The sequence below is a fragment of the Cupriavidus sp. F041 genome, assembly GCF_057814235.1.
In genome coordinates this window covers 78,176-99,750 of sequence record NZ_JBVASY010000002.1, presented here as the reverse complement: position 1 = coordinate 99,750, position 21,575 = coordinate 78,176, and the positions used below count along the sequence as shown (strand labels likewise).

General features: G+C 65.4%; 21 protein-coding genes and 1 tRNA gene. 13 read left to right on the top strand and 9 right to left on the bottom strand.

Annotated features, from left to right (window positions below; translation table 11 throughout):
- Window positions 1–177 precede the first annotated feature (177 nt).
- Window positions 178–1,092, bottom strand: coding sequence for a bifunctional DNA-formamidopyrimidine glycosylase/DNA-(apurinic or apyrimidinic site) lyase (gene mutM, locus ACZY0R_RS17475; RefSeq protein WP_488859931.1), 915 nt, complete (start codon window positions 1,090–1,092; stop codon window positions 178–180).
- 139 nt (window positions 1,093–1,231) lie between these two features.
- Between mutM and ACZY0R_RS17470 the strand changes: the two genes are divergently transcribed.
- From ACZY0R_RS17470 to pth, 7 genes are all read left to right on the top strand, one after another.
- Window positions 1,232–3,124: a tetratricopeptide repeat protein gene (locus ACZY0R_RS17470; protein ID WP_488859929.1), complete on the top strand. Its 1,893-nt coding sequence runs from the start codon at window positions 1,232–1,234 to the stop codon at window positions 3,122–3,124.
- Window positions 3,125–3,208: 84 nt separating this feature from the next.
- Window positions 3,209–3,823, top strand: coding sequence for a lipoprotein insertase outer membrane protein LolB (gene lolB, locus ACZY0R_RS17465; RefSeq protein ID WP_045241344.1), 615 nt, complete (start codon window positions 3,209–3,211; stop codon window positions 3,821–3,823).
- Window positions 3,820–4,698 (top strand): 4-(cytidine 5'-diphospho)-2-C-methyl-D-erythritol kinase, encoded by an 879-nt coding sequence (gene ispE, locus ACZY0R_RS17460; RefSeq protein ID WP_488859927.1) that lies wholly within the window; start codon window positions 3,820–3,822, stop codon window positions 4,696–4,698. The genes lolB and ispE overlap by 4 nt, the downstream gene beginning before the upstream one ends.
- Before the next feature lie 60 nt (window positions 4,699–4,758).
- Window positions 4,759–4,835 (top strand) — tRNA-Gln (locus ACZY0R_RS17455).
- A gap of 103 nt (window positions 4,836–4,938) precedes the next feature.
- Window positions 4,939–5,892 carry a ribose-phosphate pyrophosphokinase gene (locus tag ACZY0R_RS17450; protein ID WP_017229695.1) on the top strand — a complete coding sequence of 318 codons (954 nt, stop codon included), beginning with the start codon at window positions 4,939–4,941 and terminating at the stop codon, window positions 5,890–5,892.
- Between the two features lie 117 nt (window positions 5,893–6,009).
- Entirely contained in the window at window positions 6,010–6,606 is a 597-nt protein-coding gene (locus ACZY0R_RS17445; protein ID WP_183032821.1) for a 50S ribosomal protein L25/general stress protein Ctc, read from the top strand.
- Between the two features lie 452 nt (window positions 6,607–7,058).
- Window positions 7,059–7,652, top strand: coding sequence for an aminoacyl-tRNA hydrolase (pth, locus tag ACZY0R_RS17440; protein ID WP_488859924.1), 594 nt, complete (start codon window positions 7,059–7,061; stop codon window positions 7,650–7,652).
- 99 nt (window positions 7,653–7,751) lie between these two features.
- On the opposite strand, the gene ACZY0R_RS17435 is transcribed toward pth, so the two are convergent.
- From ACZY0R_RS17435 to ACZY0R_RS17415, 5 genes are all read right to left on the bottom strand, one after another.
- Window positions 7,752–8,012: a YfhL family 4Fe-4S dicluster ferredoxin gene (locus tag ACZY0R_RS17435; protein WP_035861094.1), complete on the bottom strand. Its 261-nt coding sequence runs from the start codon at window positions 8,010–8,012 to the stop codon at window positions 7,752–7,754.
- 68 nt (window positions 8,013–8,080) lie between these two features.
- Window positions 8,081–8,566, bottom strand: coding sequence for a pantetheine-phosphate adenylyltransferase (gene coaD / locus ACZY0R_RS17430; RefSeq protein ID WP_035861092.1), 486 nt, complete (start codon window positions 8,564–8,566; stop codon window positions 8,081–8,083).
- A 191-nt stretch (window positions 8,567–8,757) separates the two neighbouring features.
- Window positions 8,758–9,411, bottom strand: coding sequence for a 16S rRNA (guanine(966)-N(2))-methyltransferase RsmD (gene rsmD, locus ACZY0R_RS17425; protein ID WP_488859921.1), 654 nt, complete (start codon window positions 9,409–9,411; stop codon window positions 8,758–8,760).
- Window positions 9,412–9,483: 72 nt separating this feature from the next.
- Window positions 9,484–10,845, bottom strand: coding sequence for a M16 family metallopeptidase (locus ACZY0R_RS17420; protein ID WP_488859919.1), 1,362 nt, complete (start codon window positions 10,843–10,845; stop codon window positions 9,484–9,486).
- Window positions 10,846–10,865: 20 nt separating this feature from the next.
- Window positions 10,866–12,392, bottom strand: coding sequence for a M16 family metallopeptidase (locus ACZY0R_RS17415; RefSeq protein ID WP_488859917.1), 1,527 nt, complete (start codon window positions 12,390–12,392; stop codon window positions 10,866–10,868).
- A 60-nt stretch (window positions 12,393–12,452) separates the two neighbouring features.
- On the opposite strand from ACZY0R_RS17415, the gene ftsY reads away from it, so the two are divergent.
- Window positions 12,453–13,634 (top strand): signal recognition particle-docking protein FtsY, encoded by a 1,182-nt coding sequence (ftsY, locus tag ACZY0R_RS17410; protein ID WP_488859915.1) that lies wholly within the window; start codon window positions 12,453–12,455, stop codon window positions 13,632–13,634.
- An 82-nt stretch (window positions 13,635–13,716) separates the two neighbouring features.
- Here the strand turns inward: ftsY and maiA are convergent, their stop codons facing one another.
- Window positions 13,717–14,364 (bottom strand): maleylacetoacetate isomerase, encoded by a 648-nt coding sequence (gene maiA / locus ACZY0R_RS17405; protein ID WP_488859913.1) that lies wholly within the window; start codon window positions 14,362–14,364, stop codon window positions 13,717–13,719.
- A gap of 4 nt (window positions 14,365–14,368) precedes the next feature.
- Window positions 14,369–15,070 (bottom strand): fumarylacetoacetate hydrolase family protein, encoded by a 702-nt coding sequence (locus ACZY0R_RS17400; RefSeq protein ID WP_488859911.1) that lies wholly within the window; start codon window positions 15,068–15,070, stop codon window positions 14,369–14,371.
- A 210-nt stretch (window positions 15,071–15,280) separates the two neighbouring features.
- Here ACZY0R_RS17400 and ACZY0R_RS17395 point away from each other — a divergent pair, with 210 nt between their 5' ends.
- The 5 genes from ACZY0R_RS17395 (at window position 15,281) to ybiB (ending at window position 20,563) form a co-directional block, all read left to right on the top strand.
- On the top strand, window positions 15,281–15,928 hold the full coding sequence (locus ACZY0R_RS17395; protein WP_045241354.1) for an ANTAR domain-containing response regulator: 648 nt from the start codon (window positions 15,281–15,283) through the stop codon (window positions 15,926–15,928).
- A gap of 324 nt (window positions 15,929–16,252) precedes the next feature.
- The gene (locus ACZY0R_RS17390; protein WP_488859908.1) at window positions 16,253–17,572 is read left to right on the top strand and encodes a CmpA/NrtA family ABC transporter substrate-binding protein; all 1,320 of its coding nucleotides are present in this window, start codon (window positions 16,253–16,255) and stop codon (window positions 17,570–17,572) included.
- Between the two features lie 200 nt (window positions 17,573–17,772).
- Window positions 17,773–18,600 (top strand): nitrate ABC transporter permease, encoded by an 828-nt coding sequence (gene ntrB / locus ACZY0R_RS17385; RefSeq protein ID WP_488866004.1) that lies wholly within the window; start codon window positions 17,773–17,775, stop codon window positions 18,598–18,600.
- 34 nt (window positions 18,601–18,634) lie between these two features.
- On the top strand, window positions 18,635–19,438 hold the full coding sequence (locus tag ACZY0R_RS17380) for an ABC transporter ATP-binding protein (protein ID WP_488859906.1): 804 nt from the start codon (window positions 18,635–18,637) through the stop codon (window positions 19,436–19,438).
- A gap of 114 nt (window positions 19,439–19,552) precedes the next feature.
- Window positions 19,553–20,563: a DNA-binding protein YbiB gene (ybiB, locus tag ACZY0R_RS17375; RefSeq protein ID WP_488859904.1), complete on the top strand. Its 1,011-nt coding sequence runs from the start codon at window positions 19,553–19,555 to the stop codon at window positions 20,561–20,563.
- 17 nt (window positions 20,564–20,580) lie between these two features.
- On the opposite strand, the gene ACZY0R_RS17370 is transcribed toward ybiB, so the two are convergent.
- Window positions 20,581–21,456, bottom strand: coding sequence for a pirin family protein (locus tag ACZY0R_RS17370; RefSeq protein ID WP_441626989.1), 876 nt, complete (start codon window positions 21,454–21,456; stop codon window positions 20,581–20,583).
- Between the last annotated feature and the right edge of the window lie 119 nt (window positions 21,457–21,575).

Sequence of the window (21,575 nt, the reverse complement as noted above, 5' to 3'; positions counted from 1 at the left end):
TCTTTGTAACACTTTTTTACTTTATTGAAGATACAGGTTTCCGTGGGACTTTTGTGAAATTCGCGTCGCCTGCGGGCCTCGCTGTTGCGCCGGCCCATCGGCCCGGCGAAACAGAATCGGGAAGTTACTCTATAAACACTTCGGTGGAGCGTCGGCCGTGAGGAAGGCGGCACGGTTTCAGCGCTGGCAGGTAGGGCAATAGAAAGTCGAGCGCTGGCCCTGGACGATCTGCCGGATAGTGGTGCCGCAGACCCGGCAGGGATGCCCGGCACGGTCATACACGGCGCAATCCAGCTGGAAGTAGCCGCTGCTGCCATCGCTGCCGACGAAGTCGCGCAGCGTGCTGCCGCCGCGCTCGATGGCACGGGCCAGCGTGTTCCGCACCGCGACGGCAAGGCGTTCGCAGCGCGCCAGGGAGAGCCGGCCAGCCGGCGTGGTGGGACGGATGCCGGCGGCAAACAGGCTCTCCGACGCATAGATATTGCCCACGCCCACCACGACGTCTCCCGCCAGGAGCACCGTCTTGATGGCTGCGCTGCGCCCGCGCCCGAGGCGGTACAGCCAAGCTCCGTCGAAGCGTGGATCGAAAGGCTCGACACCAAGGTTGCGCAGCAGCGGATGTGTTGGCAACTGCGACTCTTCGAGCGGGCTCCAGAGCACCGCGCCAAAGCGGCGCGGGTCGCGAAAACGAAGCACCAGGCTGGTGCCGGTATCGGCGTGCGTGTCGGCGGGGTCCGCGAGGATCAGGTCGAGGTGATCGTGGCTGCCCGGCGGCGGCGCTTGCGGCAGCACCCGCAAGGTACCCGTCATGCCGAGGTGGATCAGCAACCAGCCCCGGTCATCCACTGGCGGCAGGCAAGGAGAGCCATCCGGGAAAAGGCTGGCCGCAGCCTGGCGCACACACTCCAGCAGCAGGTATTTCCCGCGCCGTTCGATGCGAGCGATCACCCGGCCGGTCAGTTGTGACTCGAGGTCCGGTTCAACCGGCCAGCGCAGGCCGCGATGGCGCACCACCACGTCGGCTATACGCCGCCCCACCACGTGCGGCAGCAAGCCGCGGCGGGTCACTTCGACCTCCGGCAACTCTGGCATCGAACCTCTCCCTTTTGTGCCACTCCAACCGCCAGAGACCCAGTCATACTGGTGCCATGCGGATAAGCAAGGCATTGTAGCGGCAGGCTACAATGCCTTTAACATTCCCGTCGCCTTGAGTGCTGGAGCACCCACCCACATGTCGGACCGCCTGGACCGTACCCCGATGACCATCGCTCAAATTCTTCCTACCCGGCACTCTACCCGGCGGCCGCTGCGTCACAGGCTCGCAGCCACGGCTGCGGCCGCGCTTGCGGTCTGCGCCATGGCGCCGCTTGCCAGCCATGCCGCGCCCCCGGAGGGCAAGCCCGCGATGAAGGTGGCGGCGGAAGCCGCCACGCCAGTCCGCTCGAACCCGTTGCCGCCGAAGATGCCGCTGCCGGCGGTGCCGCTGAGCGCCGACATCCTGTACCGGGTCCTGGCGGCGGAAATCTCGGCCCAGCGCGGCGTGGTCGGTCCGGCTTACCAGACTTACCTGGAACTGGCCCGCAATACGCGCGACCCGCGCTTTGCCCAGCGCGCCACCGAGATCGCCTTCAATGCACGCAGCGCGCAGCAAGCGCTCGACGCTGCACGCCTGTGGACCGAACTCGCGCCCACCTCGGCTGGTGCGCGGCAAGTCCTTTCCACCCTGCTGGTCCTGAGCGGCCGCTGGGACGAAGCCGAACCCTTGCTGGCCCTGCAGCTCAATGGCGTGCCGCCGAGCCACCGGCCGGAGGCGATCCTCCAGATGCAGCAGCAGCTTGCGCGAACCAGCGATCCCGCCGGTGCCGCCGCCCTGCTGCAGCGCCTGACGGCGAGCGACGCCCGCTCTGCCGAAACCCACCTTGCCCTCGCCCGCGCCAAGGAAGCCGCCAACGACATTCCCGGCGCCCTGGCCGAACTCGACGAGGCCCAGCGCATCCGCCCCGACTATGAAGCCGCCGCGCTGATGGCGGCCGAATTGCGCGCCGACAGCGCACCGGACGAGGCCATCGCCGGCCTGAAGTCGTTCGTCGGCAAGGCCCCTGCTTCGGTCAACGGCCATATCACGCTGGCGCGCCTGTACTTGCAGCAGAACGACCTGCAAGCCGCCCGCGCCGAGTTCGAGACCCTGCGCAAGATCGCGCCCAAGGACCCGCGCGTGCCGCTTGCCCTTGGCCTGACCAGCCTGCAGTCCAAACGCTATGACGAAGCCGAGCAGTACCTGAAAGAGTATCTGCAACTGGCCGAGCAGGTGCCGGCCGCCAGCCCCGATATCGCCTACCAGTACCTGGCGCAGATCGCCGAGGAAAAGAAAGACTACCCCGCCGCCGTTGCGTGGCTCGACCGCATCGACGACAGCCGCCTGGCGCCCGCGGCCGCCGTCAAGCGCGCCCAGCTGCTTGGCCGCATGGGCAAGCTCGACGACGCCCAGGCCGTGTTCAACGATATGTTGGCCGATGCCGAGGATATCGCCGAGCCCGACCAGCGCGCGCAGCGCATGACCGCGATCCGGCAAGCCGAGGTTGGCATGCTGATCGATGCCAAAGCCTACGACCGCGTCCGCAAGGTGCTGGAGGAGCGCGTCGCTGCCGAGCCCGACAATTCGGACTGGGTCTACGAGCTGGCCATGCTCGACGAGCGCGAGAAGCGCTACGACAGCATGGAAAAGCGGCTGCGCCGGGTGATCGCCATGCAGCCCGACGCAAAGCAGGGCTACAACGCACTCGGCTACTCCCTTGCAGACCGAAACGTGCGACTGCCGGAAGCCCTCCAGTTGCTGGAGAAGGCCTCCGCGCTGGGCCCGGACGATCCTTACATCATGGATAGCCTGGCCTGGGTCAAATTCCGCCTGGGCCAGTTGCAGCCAGCTGCCGAGCTGCTCCGGAACGCCTATGCCAAGGCGCCCGAAGCGGAAATCGGGGCCCACCTGGGCGAGGTGCTGTGGCAACTCGGACAGCAGGACGAAGCACGCAAGACCTGGAACGAAGCCGCCAAGATCGAGCCGGACAACGTCATCCTGATCGACACGCTGCGGCGCTATAACGTGCCGCTCTCCGCGCTCAAGTAATCTCCCGATTCATCCGACAGCCCGCAATCCTCCGCCGGGCCGGACGCCCGGCGCCCGGCTGCGCCGGTGCGGGCGCAAGACTACATGCATAAATCCCGACGCCTAGCCCTGCTCTGCCTGAGCGCCCCCGTCTGGCTTGCCGCCTGCGCCAGCATCACGCCCACGCGGCAGTTCGACGCCGGCGAGACCGCCAGGGCGCGCGACCTCAGCGGACGCTTCGCCGCCAACTACGTGCGCTACGGCCGCGAGGAAGGCGTGCAGGGCAGCTTTCAATGGCACGAGCAAGGCCGCAATGTGCGGCTGGACCTGATCTCGCCGCTGGGGCAGACGCTCGCCGTGGTCACGTCCACCCCTTCCGGCGCGACGCTCGACCTCCCCAACCAGCCCCCGCGCAACGCGCCCGAGGTGGATACCCTGCTGGAAGAGGCGCTTGGCTTCTCGCTGCCGGTGGCCGGCATGCGCGACTGGCTGCACGCGCGCCCCGCGCCGGGCAGCCCGGCGCGCACCACACGCGACGATAGCGGGCGGCTGGCCACCCTGGCGCAGAACGGCTGGACAGTACGCTATGTGGCGTGGCAGGAAACCCCTGCCGCGGCAACCGCAGCCACGGCGCTGCCGCGCCGTATCGACCTGGCACGCGATGGCGACGGCAGCCCGCTCTCCGTGCGCCTTGTGATCGATCCGGAGCAAGCGCAATGAATACTGCCCGTACCCTGCCCCCCGCTGAACTGCGCGGCTGCCCTGCTCCCGCCAAGCTGAATCTCTTCCTGCACGTGACCGGGCGTCGTGACGATGGCTATCACATGTTGCAGACGGTGTTCCAACTGGTGGACTGGAGCGATACGCTGGACTTCCGCCGCCGCGAAGATGGCCGCATCGAGCGCACCACCGAGGTAGCCGGCGTCCCGGCCGAGACCGACCTGATCGTGCGCGCCGCACGGGCGCTGCAGCAGGCCAGCGGAACCTGCTTTGGCGCAGACATCGCCATCGCCAAGCGGCTGCCGATGGGTGGCGGCATTGGCGGCGGCTCTTCGGATGCGGCCACCACGCTGCTGGCCCTGAACCATCTGTGGGGGCTGCACCTGAACCGCGATGAGCTCAAGCGTATCGGCCTCGCGCTGGGCGCGGACGTGCCGTTCTTCCTGCACGGGGAAAACGCCTTCGCCGAGGGTGTTGGCGAGGAGCTGACGACGGTCGCATTGCCCGAAAGCTGGTTCGTGATCATCCACCCGCGCCAGCATGTTCCTACCGTTGCAATTTTTTCGGATGAACGCTTGACAAGGGATACGCCCGTCAGCATAATAGCGGACTTCACTGGATGCACAAACAAGTTCGGTTTCGGTCGCAACGACCTGGAAGCGATAGCAACAGTGAAGTTCGGCGAAGTTGCCCGAGCCCTTGAATGGCTGCGACAATACAGTCCCCATGCAAGGATGACCGGTTCCGGAGCCTGCGTGTTTGCGCGATTCAACGACTCGCAAACGGCGCAGCAGGTACTAGACCGGTTGCCTCCCGAATGGGATGGCAGGTGTGCGAAGAGTTTATCGCACCACCCGCTCGCAACGCTCGCATAGATAGTTTTTCGTTCGGCGTCGCAGGCAGTTGAATGTGACGATGGACGTGCCCGGTTGTGTAGGGGAGTCGCCAAGTTGGTCAAGGCACCGGATTTTGATTCCGGCATTCGAAGGTTCGAATCCTTCTTCCCCTGCCATTACATCCTACAGTGTCCTAACGGACCTGCACGAAAAGCTGCCGGCATTAGCCGGCAGCAACCGTTCCCCCTCCAGCAGCAAGAAGCAAGACAGGTGCACCGAATGAGCAGCGAAGGCTTGATGGTTTTTACCGGCAACGCCAACCCCAAACTCGCGGAGGCTGTCGTGCAGCACCTCGGCATCCCGCTCGGGAAAGCCCAGGTCGGCCGGTTCTCCGACGGCGAAGTCCAAGTTGAAATCCAGGAAAATGTTCGCGGCAAGCACGTTATCGTGCTGCAGTCCACCTGCGCGCCGACCAACGACAACCTGATGGAACTGATGGTGATGGTCGATGCGCTCAAGCGCGCCTCGGCACGCAGCATCACCGCCGCCATGCCCTATTTCGGCTATGCCCGCCAGGACCGCCGCCCGCGTTCGGCGCGCGTCGCGATCTCGGCCAAGGTGGTAGCCAATATGCTGGAAGTCGCCGGCGTCGAGCGCGTCCTGACCATGGACCTGCACGCCGACCAGATCCAGGGCTTCTTCGATATCCCGGTTGATAACATCTACGCCTCCCCGGTTCTGCTGGGCGACCTGCGCGAGAAGAACTACGGCAATCTGCTGGTGGTCTCGCCCGACGTCGGCGGCGTGGTGCGCGCCCGTGCGCTGGCCAAGCAGCTGAACTGCGACCTGGCCATCATCGACAAGCGTCGTCCCAAGGCCAATGTGGCCGAAGTGATGAACATCATCGGTGAAGTCGACGGCCGCAACTGCGTGATCATGGATGACATGATCGACACCGGCGGTACGCTGTGCAAGGCCGCCCAGGTGCTGAAGGAACGCGGCGCGCTGAAGGTATTCGCTTACTGTACCCATCCGGTCCTGTCCGGCGGCGCGGCTGCCCGCATCGCCGACTCCGAGCTGGATGAAGTGGTGGTGTGCGACACCATTCCGCTGCGCGACGATGCCATCCAGTCCGGCAAGATTCGCCAACTGTCGACCGCATCGCTGCTGGCAGAGACTTTTACCCGGATCGTCAAGGGCGACTCGATCATGTCGCTGTTTGCCGATTCCTGATAGAATCCAAGGCTTTACCGCGTTTGCGGCCGCTTTTCGGGGACACCCCGGTTACGGTGCAGGCGCGATTCATCGGGCTGTCTGGTCGCGGACAGCCCTCTTACATTTGGAGTCATCATGAAAGTAGTAGCCTTCGAGCGTAGCGTACAGGGAACGGGTGCGAGCCGCCGCCTGCGCAACGCCGGCAAGACCCCCGGCATCATCTATGGCGGCGCAGCCGAGCCCAAGATGATCGAACTGGATCACAACGCACTGTTCCACGCACTGAAGAAAGAAGCATTCCACTCGTCGATTCTCGACCTCGAAGTGGAAGGCAAGGCTGAAAAGGCCCTGCTGCGCGCTTTCCAGATGCACCCGTTCAAGCCGCTGGTCCTGCACGTCGACTTCCAGCGCGTGTCGGCCACCGACAAGATCCACGTCAAGGTGCCGCTGCACTTCATGAACCAGGAAAACGCCCCGGGCGTGAAGCTGGGCCATGGCATCGTCAACCACATCCTGAACGAACTGGAAGTGTCGTGCCTGCCGGCCGACCTGCCTGAGTTCATCGAAGTGGACCTGGGCAATGCAGAACTGGGCCAGACCCTGCACCTGTCCGACGTCAAGCTGCCGAAGGGCGTGAGCGCCATCACCCACGGCGACGAAAACCCCGCTATCGCCAGCATCTCGCTGCCGGCCGGCGGCGTTGCTGCAGCCGAAGAAACGCCTGCTGCCTGAGTACCCTTTACGCGGCCTCCGGGCCGCGCAACAGGACGGCTCTCGCAGCCGCAAGAAAAAACCGCCGGCGCCGGCGGTTTTTTTTTGTGCCAGGGATCGCGTATCCTTGCGATGCGAACAACCCCCCCACGCGATGCGAAGTGAGCCGTCAAGGTGTACCAGGCCGTATGGGGCGCCTCGTCGGCAGGCAAAAAGAGCGGAAAAGAGGGGGCCAAACTCACATCGCCTTAAGGCGATGTGAGTTTGGCCCCCGGCCGCTCTTTTTGTCTGCCGACGAGGGGGGGGGCGCCCCATCCGGCGCGCCTTTTTTGCCTACTTTTTTGGCAAGACAAAAAAGTAGGTCGCCGCCCCGCAGGGGTGGTGAAACTGCTTTTGACTTTGAAGTTAATCAGTTGCAGTAACAAGCGCACCCACGCATCAAACCTGGTCCCTTCAACCAAGCAGTCCAACCCATGATCAAACTCATCGTCGGCCTCGGCAACCCCGGGGCGGAATACGAAGCCACCCGCCACAACGCCGGCTTCTGGCTGGTCGACCAACTGGCCCGCATGGGCGGCGTCACCCTGCGCGTTGAAGGCCGCTTCCACGGCCTGGCCGCGCGCGCGCGGCTATGGGACCAGGACATCTGGCTACTCAAGCCGTCCACGTTCATGAACCGCTCCGGCCAGTCAGTGGTATCGCTGGCGCGTTTCTACAAGATCCTGCCTGACGAAATCCTGGTAGCCCACGACGAAATGGACATGCCGCCCGGTACCGTCAAGCTCAAGCGCGGCGGCGGCGCCGGCGGCCATAACGGACTCAAGGATATTGCCGCGCACCTGACGACGCAGGAGTACTGGCGCCTGCGCATCGGCGTGGGCCATCCGCGCAACTCGGCAAGCGGTGGCGGCGATCGCGAGGATGTGATCAACTATGTATTGAAGCCGCCGCGCCGCGAGGAGCAGCAGGCCATCGACGAAGCCATCGACCGTAGCCTGGCGCCGCTGGCGCTGCTGGCCAGGGGCGAGAGCGAACGCGCCATGCTGGAGTTGCACACCACCCGCTGAAGGCGCTTCGCAAGCAGCAAACCGCAGGCGGACCAATGAAAAAGCCCCGTCACCTCTCGGTGACGGGGCTTTTTTGTGCCGCAGGGCGCAATGCCCGCGTCAAGCCACCCGCTTGGCCGCCGTCAGCAGACGATAGCGCTGCATCAAGGTATCGCGCGTCTCGACCCGGTTGGGGTCGTTCGGGATGCAAGCCACCGGGCAAACCTGCTGGCATTGCGGCTCATCGAAGTGTCCGACGCATTCCGTGCATTTGTTGGGGTCGATCTCATAGATCTCGGGCCCCATCGAAATAGCTTCGTTTGGGCACTCGGGCTCACAAACGTCGCAGTTGATGCAGTCGTCGGTGATCATCAGTGCCATGGTGTTTCCTTTAAGCCAGACATGCCCGCGCCCGACCGGCCGCGGCCAGCATGTCCCAAAGCTCTATTTTATTCCGGTTTGGCAATCTTCTCCTGAAGCCAGCGTTCGACCGATGGGAATACGAACTTGCTGACATCGCCGCCCAGCACCGCGATCTCGCGCACGAAGGTGCCTGAGATGAACTGGTATTGGTCGGAGGGCGTCAGGAACATGGTTTCGACGTCCGGCAACAGGTAGCGGTTCATGCCCGCCATCTGGAACTCGTACTCGAAATCGGAGACGGCGCGCAAACCCCGCACGATCACCCGCGCATTGTTCTTGCGCACAAAATCCTTGAGCAGGCCGGAGAAACCTTCGACACGCACATTGGGATAATGTCCCAGGACTTCGCGAGCGATGCCTATGCGCTCTTCCAGGGAAAAGAATGGGCGCTTGTTGGGGCTATACGCCACACCGACCACGAGCTCATCGAAGATATTGGACGCTCTGCGCACCAGATCCTCGTGGCCCCGGGTCATTGGGTCGAAAGTGCCGGGATAGACCGCGACGACCATGCTTCCTCCTTATTCTGCCCGCTGCCGGTCCTGGATGGACCGATCGACCCCGCCCACTATGGTTGAGGGCTGGAGCCAAGGCTGCGTGACGAGCGTTGGCAACAGCGGCGTAGTGTAACTCTAAACGCGGTACTTGGAAGCCATTGCAACACGCTTTCGCGGCAGTGCCGCATCTAGCGTGCGATGGCCGGTCATGCCGCGTCCGGCCCCCCGAATCGATTATTCCTGTGCTGCAGCAAATGGAAATGCACCGCGCCCGCGCGGGCATGCCGCACGATCTCCAGCGCCGCCGGCACTGGGGCATCCGGGCCGGTCAACGCACGATCGGTTTCCACATAGACGGCACCGCCCGGCCGGGACAGCCGTGCCGCATGCTCCAGCGCAGGACCCAGCCAGTCCTCGGCAAACGGCGGATCGAGAAAAACCACGTCGAAGCTCGCGGACGGCATCTGCGCCGCCGTAGCAAATGCATCACCCTGCACAACCTGGATCTGCTGGGCGTCGAGGCGATACTGGTTGTCGCGCAGTTGCTTGGCCACGCGCGGGTTGGCTTCCACCATCGTGACCTGCTGCGCACCGCGCGAAGCGGCTTCGAAGCCAAGTGCGCCAGAACCCGCAAACAGGTCGAGGCAGGCCAGCCCCGACATGTCCTGGCCGAGCCAGTTAAACAGGGTTTCACGCACGCGATCGGGCGTGGGACGCAGCCCTTCGGCGTGGAGTACGGGCAGCGGCGTGCGCTTCCACTTGCCGCCGATGATGCGGACCTGCGCGGGCGCCTGCCGCGGCGAGGGGGAAGAGGTTCGCCCGCTGGCAGCGGGCGAGGGAGATCGGGTACGCGAATTCATGCCGTGATTGTAGAGCCTGCGGGTCAGATCGCGCGAGCGCCAAGGACCGAAGCGCCCGCACCACTCACGCCCTCATTCCGGCCCGCCCACGATCACGGTCGCCATGGCGTCGGGATGCACGTGACGCTGGAAGGCTTCCTTGACCTGGGTTCGCGTGATCTTGCCGATCTGCCTGGTCCAGGTATCGAGATAGTCCAGCGGCAACCCGTACCAGCCGATATTGGCCACATTGGTCAGCAGCTTGCGGTTGCTGTCGATGCGCAACGGGAAGCCGTTGATGAGATTGTCCTTGGCCGCCTTCAGTTCGGCGTCGGTGGGGCCCTCCGCCACGTATTGCGCCAACACCTTGCGCACCAGGGCCAATGCCTCGTTGGTCTGCGCCTTCTTGGTCTGCAGGCCGATGCCGAAGGGCCCTGCCTGCTTGGCCGGCGCGAAGTAGCTGTCGACACCGTAGGTCAGGCCGCGCTTCTCCCGCACCTCATCGGTCAGGCGCGAGCTGAACCCGCCGCCGCCGAGCACGTAGTTGCCCACCAGCAAGGCAAAGTAGTCGGGATCGCCACGCGCAATGGCGGGCTGGCCAATCGCCACGGTAGCCTGTTGCGCCGGATGTGGCACTCGCTGCTCGCTGGCCGGGATCTTTGGCTGCACGGGCGGCATCGCGGGCGGCGTGGCTCCGGCCGGCAGGCCGCGGGTCAGCTGCTCGGCGATGGTCTCGGCCTGCTTGCGGTCGATGGCACCGATCAGCGTCACAACAGCACGCGATGGCGCGTAGTTGTCCCGCCAGAAACGCTCGATATCGGCCCTTGTGATCGACTCGACCGAGGCCGCGGTCGGCGAAACGCCATACGGATGCGCGGGATAGATCGCCTTCGACACCATCTTGTCGGCAATCACCCCTGGCTTGGTATCGGCCTCGCGGATCGCCGTGATCAGGCGTTGCTTCTCGCGCGCCACCACGGCGTCTGGGTAGACCGGGGCCTTGATCAGCTGACCAGCCAGCGCGAGCGACTGGCTGAGCTCCGGCTCGAAGGTCAGCGTGCGCAGGCCGATACCGCCCCGATCGCTGCTGGCGGCACCGCCGAAATCAGCGCCCGTGTCGGCGAAGGCGTCGGCAACCTGCGCTTCGTTGCGCGCTGGCTGGCCGTCCTGCGCGGCTGCGCCCTTGTCGAGCAGGGCTGACGCGAGCGTGGCAAGGCCGGCCTTGCCCGGCGGGTCATAGCGGCTGCCGGCGTCGAAATCGATATTGACGTCGAGCATGGGGATGGACGGGCTGCGCACGAAATACACGCGGGCGCCGGTGGAGGTGGTCCATTGTTCGATCGGGATGGCAGCCAGCGAGGCCTGCGAAGCGATCAGGGCAAGCGCGCCGAAGGCAGCGCCTGCGATGCGGCGCAGCAGGCGCGGCGACGGGATCGTCGGGGCAAAGAGAGACATCGTCGGTCCTCTGAAAGGCTTTAGCGGAGCGAGCCGGAGTCAACCGGCGCCTTTGGCTTGTTCGGGTCGATCGGTTGCGGCAGCAGGGTCGCCACGGTCAGGTTATCGTCGTTGAAGTATTTGCCGGCCACCGCTTGCACCTGCGCAGGCGTGACTTCCTTGATCTTCTCCAGCATGCGGTCGAGCTTGCGCCAGGAAATGCCTGAAATCTCGGCCACGCCGATCTCCATGCCCTGGCCGAACACCGAGTCGCGCTTGTAGATCTGCGCCGCCACGACCTGCGCCTTGACGCGCTTGAGTTCTTCGGGCGAAACCCCTTCGCGGGCGATGCGGGCGATCTCGTCGCGCAGCGCACGCTCGATCTCCTCGGTGGTGTGGCCATTGGCCGGCGTGCCATCGAGCACCATGATGGACTCGCCGCGGTTGATGCTGTCGTAGCCAACGTTGACGTCATCGGCGATGCGGCGCTCGCGCACCAGGTCGCGCGTCAAGCGGGCATTGTCGTAGCCGTTCAGCACGGCCGACAGGACCTCCAGCGCGTAGGGATCGACGTCCTTCTCGACATCGTGCAGGCGCGGCACCTTGTACGCCATCACTATGTACGGGTTCTCCGCGGGCGCCTTGACCCAGATCCGCTTGATGCCCTTCTGCACCGGCTCGACCTGGTCCTTGCGCAACGGCAGGGGATGCGCCTTGAGCTTGCCGTAGATGCGTTCAGCAAGCGTCCTGACCTCGGCCGCCGTGACGTCGCCGGTAACGACGAGCAGGGCATTGTCGGGCACGTACCAGTTCTTGTACCAGGCCTGCACGTCCTCGACGCGCATATTGACGAGGTCGGCCGGCCAGCCGATCACGGGATGGCGGTAGGACGCCGCAGTGAACACGGTGGCCAGCAACTGCTCATAGACGGTGCCGCGCGCGGAGTCGTCGGTGCGCAGGCGCCGCTCTTCCATCACGACCTTCATCTCCCGCTCGAACTCATCCTTCTTGATGATGAGATTGGCCATGCGATCTGCCTCGAGCTCCATCATCCTGGGCAGGTACTGTTTGCTGATCTGCTGGTAGTACAGCGTGAAGTCGCGGTTGGTCAGGGCGTTCTCGCGCCCGCCCAACGCCGCTATCTGCTTGGAAAACTCCCCCGGCCCGACCTTTGGTGTACCCTTGAACATCATGTGTTCAAGCATGTGCGCCACGCCAGTGGTGCCGCTGACCTCGTCCATGCCGCCCGCGCGGTACCAGATCTGGTGTGCTACGGTGGGCGCGCGGTGGTCTTCCTTGACGATGACCCGCATGCCGTTGGACAGCTTGAATTCGGTGGTATTGGCCTCCGCCGCGGCGCTTTGCGACGCGGTGGCCTGGCCGGTGGGCAGTGGCGGCGCCACCACGCCGGTCTGCGCGTAAGCGGCGCCGAACCAGGGCATGGCGATCAACAGGAGGGCGGAAATAAGGCGCCGGGAGAAAGCGGCCGGGCGAATAGCGCCGGCGCCGGCAAGATGCGATGCGGTACGGGCGGCGCCCGACCTGGACCTGACAGCACAATGGTTCATGCGACCCCGTCTGCTAGAATTTTGGCGATTGATTCTACCGGGGTATTGACCCCTTTCCCAATGTTTAGTTTCTGGAAGAAGCGCAAGGCCGAACCGGCCAGCGCGCCACCCGAGGCGCAGGTCCCCGCGCCCGCTGCAGCGCCCGCACCGGCGCCCGCCGGCGCGTCAGCCCCGGTTCCCGCTGCTGAACCCAGCCCGGCCTCCGCCCCTCCCGCCCCGTCAGCACACGCGCCGGCCGTCAGCGCGCCGGCCGCCCAACCGGTTTTCTCACCCATCGTCCCGTCTGCCCAGCCCGCTTTCGGGGATATGGTCCTGACCCCGCCGCCGGCCGCTACCGCCGAAGCCAAGCGCGGCTGGATGCACCGCTTGCGCACCGGCCTGTCCAAGACCAGCCGCAACCTGGGCACGCTGTTTGTCGGCGTCAAGGTGGACGAAGACCTGTTCGAGGAGCTTGAAACGGCCCTGATCATGGCGGACACGGGCGTCGAGGCGACCGAACACCTGCTGAGCGCGCTGCGCCGCCGCGTCAAGAACGAACGCATCGAGACCTCCGAGGGCGTCAAGATCGCACTGCGCGAACTGCTGGCCGAGCTGCTGCGCCCGCTCGAGAAAACCATGGTGCTGGGCCGCGAGCAACCGATGGTGATGATGATCGCCGGTGTCAACGGCGCCGGCAAGACCACCAGCATCGGCAAGCTGTGCAAGCACTTCCAGAGCTATCACCAGTCCGTGCTGCTGGCCGCCGGCGACACCTTCCGCGCCGCCGCGCGCGAGCAACTGACGATCTGGGGCGAGCGCAACAATGTGACCGTGGTCTCGCAGGAGAGCGGCGACCCTGCCGCGGTGATCTTCGACGCGGTCAACGCGGCGCGCGCACGCGGCATCGATATCGTGATGGCCGATACCGCGGGCCGCCTGCCCACGCAGTTGCACCTGATGGAGGAGCTGAAGAAGGTTAAGCGCGTCATCGCCAAGGCGATGCCTACCGCGCCCCACGAGTCGCTGCTGGTGATCGATGCCAATACGGGCCAGAACGCGCTGTCCCAGGTCAAGGCCTTCGACGATGCGCTGGGGCTGACCGGGCTGATCGTGACCAAGCTCGACGGCACCGCCAAGGGCGGCATCCTGGCCGCGATCGCGCGCCAGCGGCCGGTGCCGGTCTACTTCATCGGCGTGGGCGAAAAGGTCGAAGACCTTCAGCCCTTCAATGCCGACGAATTCGCCGAAGCGCTGCTGGGCTGAACGCAGCGGCAACGAAAAAGCCCCGCAACTGCTTGCGGGGCTTTTTCTTTACGCCTGCCTGCGCCTGGCCTGCGCGCCAGGCTTACTCGGCATCCGGCTGCGTCTTGGGCTCGGCCTGCTGGAACGCGGGCAGCGCCATGCAGGACTCGAACACCTTGGCAATGGCCGGATAGCGGCCAACATCGATATTGAAACGCTGCGCGTTGAACACCTGCGGCACCAGGCAGATATCGGCCAGCGTCGGCGTATCGCCGAAGCAGAAACGCCCTGCCTTGCCCGAGCGCACCAGGTTGGTATTCACCGATTCGAAACCCAGCTCGACCCAGTGGCGATACCAGGCGTCCTTGGCCTCCTCCGCCACGCCCAGCGTGTGCTTGAGGTACTTCAGCACGCGCAGGTTGTTCAGCGGATGGATTTCGCACGCGACCTCAAGCGCTACCGCGCGAATGTAGGCACGATCCAGCGCGGTGCCCGGCAGCAAGGGCGGCTCGGGATGCGTCTCGTCGAGGTACTCGACCATCGCCACCGACTGGATCAATACCTGGTCATCGTCGACCAGGGTCGGCACCAGCGCATCGGGATTGAGCGCGCGGTAGGCCGGCAGCAGTTGCTGGCCGCCGTCGCGCAACAGATGCACCGGCACATACTCATAAGGCAGGCCCTTGAGCCGCAGCGCGATGCGCACCCGGTACGACGCCGAGCTGCGAAAGTAGCTGTAGAGCTTGAACATAGGCTCAGACCACCTTGACGGTGAGTTCGCCCACGCCTTCGATCTTGCACAGCATGACGTCGCCCTTCACCACCGGGCCCACGCCTTCGGGCGTGCCGCTATAGATCAGGTCGCCGGGCTGCAGTTCAAACAGCCTGGAGAGATAAGACACCATCTCGGGCACCGACCAGATCAGGTCGGAAAGATCGCCACGCTGCTTCTCGACGCCATTGACGGATAGCGTCACCGCGCCCTTCTCCGGATGGCCGATGGCGGACACCGGCACAATCGGGCCGATGGGGGCGGACTTGTCGAAGGCCTTGCCGGTTTCCCAGGGGCGGCCGGTTTTCTTGGATTCGTTCTGCAGGTCGCGGCGCGTCATGTCGAGGCCGAGGGCATAGCCGAACACGTGGCTGGCGGCGTCCGCCTCGGCGATGTCCTTGCCGCCCTTGCCGATGGCGACGACCAGCTCCACTTCATAGTGGCAGTTGCCCGTGCCCTGCGGATAGGGGAAGGTGCCTTCGCTGCCGTCGGCCACGTAGCTCACCGCGTCGGCGGGCTTGCAGAAGAAGAACGGCGGCTCGCGGTCGGGATCCGAACCCATTTCACGCGCATGCGCGGCATAATTGCGGCCCACGCAGTAAACCCGGCGCACCGGGAACTGAGCGCTGCTGCCGCGCACGGGCACGCCGTTGGGCGCCGGCGGGGCAAATACGAATTCGGTCATCCTTCTCTCCAGACTTGTGCACTGTGTTTTGGGCTACGCACCGGCATGCGGCGTCGCCAGCAGACGCCCCGCCGCGCAGCAGGGCAATAGCATACACCGGCGGTTCCCGCCGCGTATGCCGGCAAACCATTGAATCCGGGAAACCCCGCAATACAATTAGAAGCATCTCGGCGCGAATCTTGCATGGCACGAGAGATCCCAAGTGACGCCATGAACCGACGCCCTCCAGCCCCTCCCAGTCCGACGAGTCCCGCGCCCGCCTCCGCCGCGGGTTCGCGCACGCTGCGCATCCTGCTGGTGCGCGATCCCCACGACGCCGACCCGCTCAACGTCGAGACGATCCATGCCGGGCTGGTGTCGGCGGGCTTCACCGACATCGAGACGGTGGACGCCGACCTGCGGCTCCCCGACGCGATCGCCGCGCGGCAGCCGGACCTGATCATCATCGCCTCGGAATCGGCGGCGCGCGATACGGTCGAGCACGTATGCGTCTCCACCCAGCACGCGCCGCGCCCCATCGTGCTCTTTACGGACAACGACGACGCCCAGCGCATCAAGGCCGCGCTGACGGCAGGCATTACCGCCTACATCGTCGACGGGCTGCGCGCCGATCGCGTGAAGACCGTGCTCGACGTGGCGTATGCGCGCTTCGAACTGGATCAGGAGTTGCGCGCCGAGCTGGATGCCACGCGCCTGCAGCTGGCCGAGCGCAAGGAGGTCGAACGTGCCAAGGGCCTGCTGATGAAAGAGCGCGGCATGAGCGAGGAAGAGGCTTATAAGCGGCTGCGCAGCATGGCCATGGAGCGTGGCATCAAGCTCGTCGAAGCGGCACGGCGCGTCATCGATGTAATGAGTTAAGGAGTGGGCGCGCCCCGCACGCGCTTGGTGCAATGCACAAGGATGGCGCTGCCGCCTTGCCGCCCGCGCACCGGTACCGCCCGCCGCCCTGCCCGTTCGGCCGATGGCGTCGCCGCGCTCGCGCGAATTTTGCCTGCCCCCCCACATAACAAGCTTGGCACGCGGCTTGCGTAATCCGGACATCGGCCAACGACGGCCGATCACAAACCGATGTGCGCCGCCAACGACGGCCGTGCCGCATCACGGGACAACGGCGTCCTGACCTGCCCCGCATTCCTGGCGAAAGCGGCGCGGTTCAGGACGCTTTTCATTTGGAGCCGTGGAATGCCCTCTCGCCTGAAGATTGCCAAGCCGCTGCACGCCGCGGTTGCCACCGATGCCAGCGCCGCCGGCGCCGATGCGGTGCCCGCCAGCAGCGGCCGCCGCCGCGCCCTGGCCACCATCGCCGGCGCCAGCGTAATCACGCTGGTCGACCCGCTCGTGCGCGCCGGAGCCTGGGCAGCCGGCTCGGATGCGCCGGAAAAGCCGGAAGTGCGGATCGGCTTTATCCCGCTGACGGACTGCGCTTCGGTAGTGATGGCCGGCACGCTCGGCTTCGACAAGAAATACGGCATCAAGATCACGCCCACCAAGGAAGCCTCCTGGGCCGGCGTGCGCGACAAGCTGGTCAATGGCGAACTGGATGCGGCACACGTGCTGTACGGCCTGATCTACGGCGTGCAGCTCGGCATCGGCGGGCCCAAGAAGGACATGGCCGTGCTGATGAACCTGAACCACAATGGCCAGGCCATCACGCTTTCGTCCAAGCTGGCGGAAAAAGGCGTCAAGGACGGCGCCAGCCTGAAAGCGCTGATGGCCAGGGAAAAGCGCGATTACACCTTCGCCCAGACCTTCCCGACCGGCACCCACGCGATGTGGCTGTACTACTGGCTGGCCGCCAACGGCATCAACCCGATGCAGGACGCCAAGGCCATCACCGTGCCGCCGCCGCAGATGGTGGCCAATATGCGCGTGGGCAACATGGACGGATTCTGCGTGGGCGAGCCCTGGGGCGCGCGCGCAATCGCCGACAAGATCGGCTTTACCGCCGAGACCACGCAGGCGATCTGGAAGGATCACCCCGAAAAGACGCTGGGCACCACCGCCGAGTTCGTGCAGAAGTACCCCAATACGGCCCGCGCCATGGTTGCCGCCGTGCTGGAGGCATCGAAGTACATCGACGCCTCGGCCTCCAACCGCCGCAAGACCGCGGAAACGATTGCCGCCAAGTCCTATGTCAACACGGATATGGACATCATCCTGGACCGCATGCTTGGCCGCTACAGCAATGGCCTGGGCAAGACGTGGGACGATCCGGACTCGATGAAGTTCTACCAGGACGGCAGCACCAATTATCCCTTCCTCTCCGACGGCATGTGGTTCCTCACGCAGCACAAGCGCTGGGGCTTGCTCAAGGACCACCCCGACTACCTGGCGGTGGCGAAGAAGGTCAACCGCATCGACGTCTACAAGCAAGCTGCCGCGGCCGCGCAGGTGCCAGTACCCAAGAGCGACTTCCGCACCGCGAAGCTGCTGGACGGCGTGGTGTGGGACGCCAGCAAGGACCCGAAGGCCTACGCCGACGGCTTCAAGATCAAGGCCTGAGCGCCGGGCGATATCGCGTGATATCGCGCCGGCCTCACCGTTCGACTGCCGAGTGATTCCAATTTGATTGCCGCTTGAACGCCGGCGTGGCGACACGCCGGCCCCTGAAGGAGCCTGACGTGAATGCACTTGCCCAGCCGGCCACCCATGCCGGCACCCAAGCCGCGCCCGCCGACAGCGGCACCAACGCCGGTCTCGCCGTGCCTGGCGACCAGCAGGCCCATGAACGCGCCCGGCGCAGCGCGGCGCGGCGCGATGCCTTCGCGGCCATCGTGCTGAAGCTGATGCCGCCTGCTGCCGGCTTTGCGCTGTTCCTGCTGGTCTGGCACGGTATTGCCACGATGATCCCAGCCATCCCCACGCCGGCCGCTACCTGGCATGCCGCCGTGCCCTTGTTCGCCGACCCCTTCTACCGCAACAGCCCCAATGACCAGGGCATCGGCTGGAACGTGCTGGCGTCGCTGGCACGGGTCGCGGCAGGCTTCGGGCTGGCGGCGCTGATCGGCATCCCGGCCGGCTTCGCGCTGGGCCGCTTCGCCTTTCTCAACGCCATGATGGCGCCCATCATCAGCCTGCTGCGCCCGGTCTCGCCGCTGGCGTGGCTGCCAATCGGGCTGCTGCTGTTCAAGTCTGCCAACCCGGCGGCGATCTGGGCCATCTTCATCTGCTCGATCTGGCCAATGGTGATCAACACCGCGGTGGGCGTGACGCGCGTGCCGCAGGATTACCTGAATGTCGCGCGCGTGCTCGACCTGTCGGAATGGAAGGTGTTCACGCGCGTGCTGCTGCCGGCCGTCCTGCCTTACATGCTGACCGGCGTGCGGCTGTCGATCGGCACGGCCTGGCTGGTGATCGTGGCCGCGGAGATGCTGACCGGTGGCACCGGCATCGGCTTCTGGCTGTGGGACGAGTGGAACAACCTGAAGGTGGAGCACATCGTCATCGCGATCTTCATCATCGGCGTGGTCGGGCTGCTGCTCGAATACGCATTGCTGAGCCTGGCGAAGCGTTTCAGCTATGGCAACTAAGACGGCTACCGCGCGCAGCGCCAAGGAGAACCTCATGGAAAAGTTCGTCCGTATCGAAAACGTCGGGCAGATCTTCAAGACCAAGAAGGGGCCGTTCGTCGCCCTGCGCGATGTCAACCTGACCATCGCCAGCGGCGAGTTCATCACGCTGATCGGCCACTCCGGCTGCGGCAAGTCCACCTTGCTCAACCTGCTGGCCGGACTGGACCGTCCCAGCGCCGGCGCGCTGATCTGCGCCGAGCGCGAGATCGCCGGGCCCGGCCCGGATCGGGCGGTGGTGTTCCAGAACCACTCGCTGCTGCCCTGGCTGACCTGCTTCGAAAACGTCTACCTTGGCGTGGAACGCGTGTTCGGCGGCAGCGAAAGCAAGGCGCAACTGAAGGCGCGCACCCACAACACGCTGGCCATGGTCGGGCTCACCCATGCCGAATCCAAGTATCCGCAGGAAATCTCGGGCGGCATGAAGCAGCGCGTGGGCATCGCGCGGGCGCTCGCGATGGAGCCCAAGGTGCTGCTGATGGACGAGCCCTTCGGCGCGCTGGATGCGCTCACCCGCGCGCACTTGCAGGACGAACTGATCAAGATCGTAGCCAAGACCCGCAGCACGGTGGTGATGGTGACCCATGATGTGGACGAAGCTGTGCTGCTGGCCGACCGCATCGTCATGATGACCAACGGCCCGGCTGCCACGATTGGCGAAGTGCTGAAGGTGGACCTGCCACGGCCGCGCGAGCGCATGGCGCTGGCCGACGACAAGAACTATCACGCGTGCCGGACCGCGGTGCTGGACTTTCTGTATCGCAAGCAGCGCAATCCGGCGCTGAAGGAAGCCGCCTGAGCAGACGCCGGCAAGCGGGCGCGGCGGCATGGCAGGCCGGCATTGGCCAATGCGATGGGCACGGCTCGTCCGCTCCGCTATCATGAACCTCAAACCACACTGCCCCAGCCCGCCATGACCACCACGCCTGCCACGCCCGCCGCCCCGACTTTCGCTGCCGCGAAGTACATCAAGGAAATCGGCCGGGGCGTCAACGGCGCCCGCGCGCTGCCGCGCGAGGACGCGCAGGCCTTGTTCGATGCCATGCTGGCCGGCCGCGTGGCCGATATCGAACTGGGCGCGGTGCTGATGGCCTATCGCATCAAGGGCGAAGCCCCGCACGAGCTGGCCGGCATGCTCGATGCCGCGCACGCGCACTGCCTGCCGCTTGCCGCGCCGCCGGACCGCATCGTTGTGACCATCCCAAGCTATAACGGCGCGCGCAAGCAGCCCAACCTGGTACCGCTGCTGGCCCTGCTGCTGGCGCGCGAAGGCATTCCCGTGCTGGTGCACGGCAGCCGCCAGTTCAACGGGCGCGTGACCAGCCTATCGCTGTTCGAGGCGCTGGGCATCGCGCCGTGCAGTTCCGTGGCGCAGGCCGAAGCCCAGCTTCGCAGCAAGGACAGCCAGCCGGGCCCGCTGGCGGTGCTGCCGATCGACGTGCTGTCGCCGGCGCTGGCCGCCATGCTCGACAGGCGCATGCAGATCGGCTTGCGCAACTCCGCGCACACGGTGGTCAAGATGCTCCAGCCGGTGGGCACCCACTCCCCGGCGGAGGCGCTGCGCCTGTACAGCTACACCCATCCCGAGTACCGCGAAACGCTGACCGACTACTTCTCGCGCGAACCCGCCAATGTGCTGCTGGCGCGCGGCACCGAAGGCGAGGTGGTGGCCGATGCGCGGCGCAGCAGCCGCATCGACTGGCTGCACGACGGACATCAGCGCACACTGGTCGATCCCACCGCGGGCTCCATCACCGAAGTGCCGGAATTGCCACCTGGTAGCGACGTGGGCCAGACTGCGGCCTGGATCCGCCTCGTGCTGGACGGCAAGGCATCCGTCCCGGCTCCAATCGCTACGCAGATCGAGGCGATCCGCGACTGCCTGCAACAGGGAACGCGCGTGACCTGGGCCAGCCCGGTCTGAGGCAGGCCCTGGCGCTTTCAGCGCTTGCGCTGCGGCAACGGGATGCGATCGTCCTCGCCAGGCACGCGCGGGAACTGGTCATCCTCCCAGCGCTGGGAGGCCGCCTCGATCGCTTCCTTGCTGCTGGCGACGAAATTCCAGAAGATAAATCGGTGCCCGTCGGTCGGATCGCCGCCCAGCAGCATCACGCGCGAAGGGGCCTGCGCCGTCAGCGTCACCGGCACGCCCGGCACCAACACCGCCAAATGGCGTTCCGGCAGTATTTCGCCATCCAGCGCAACGCTGCCGTCCACCGGATAGATGCCACGTTCGGCATGCTCCGGCGGAATCTCCAGGCTGGCACCCGCATCCAGCTCGATGGCCACATAGAGCGTGCGGCTGAACACCTTCACGGGAGCCTCCGCGCCAAAGGCATCTCCGGCGATCACCGTCATCCGCACCCCGGGGCGCTCCAGCTTGGGCAGCGTTGCGGCGGGGTGATGATGGAAGGACGGTTCGACGTTTTCGAACTCCTTTGGCAACGCCACCCAGGTCTGTATGCCATGCAGGCGCGGCCCGGCATCGCGGGCGGCCTGCGGCGAGCGTTCCGAGTGCGCGATGCCCTTTCCCGCCGTCATCCAGTTCACGTCGCCCGGCCTGATCACCTGCTTGCTGCCAAGGCTGTCGTGGTGAAGGATCTCGCCTTCGAACAGGTAAGTGACGGTCGCCAGCCCGATATGTGGATGCGGACGCACGTCGGCACCTTCCCCCGGAGGCATCGCCACTGGTCCCATATGGTCGAAGAAGATAAACGGCCCGACGGTCTGCGTTGCCGCCGCGGGTAGCAGCCGGCTGACGGCAAAGTCGCCAAGGTCACGCGTATGTGGCTTGAGCAAGTGTTCGATAGCAGACATGAATTCTCCCCGTTTCGGTCGATGCTGGCGGTTAGCGCAAATGAAAAGAGTGTAGCCGCTGTAGAAACACTGCATCTCATTTGGCGATAGAACCGAAGGGCGCGTGTTCCCTCTAATCC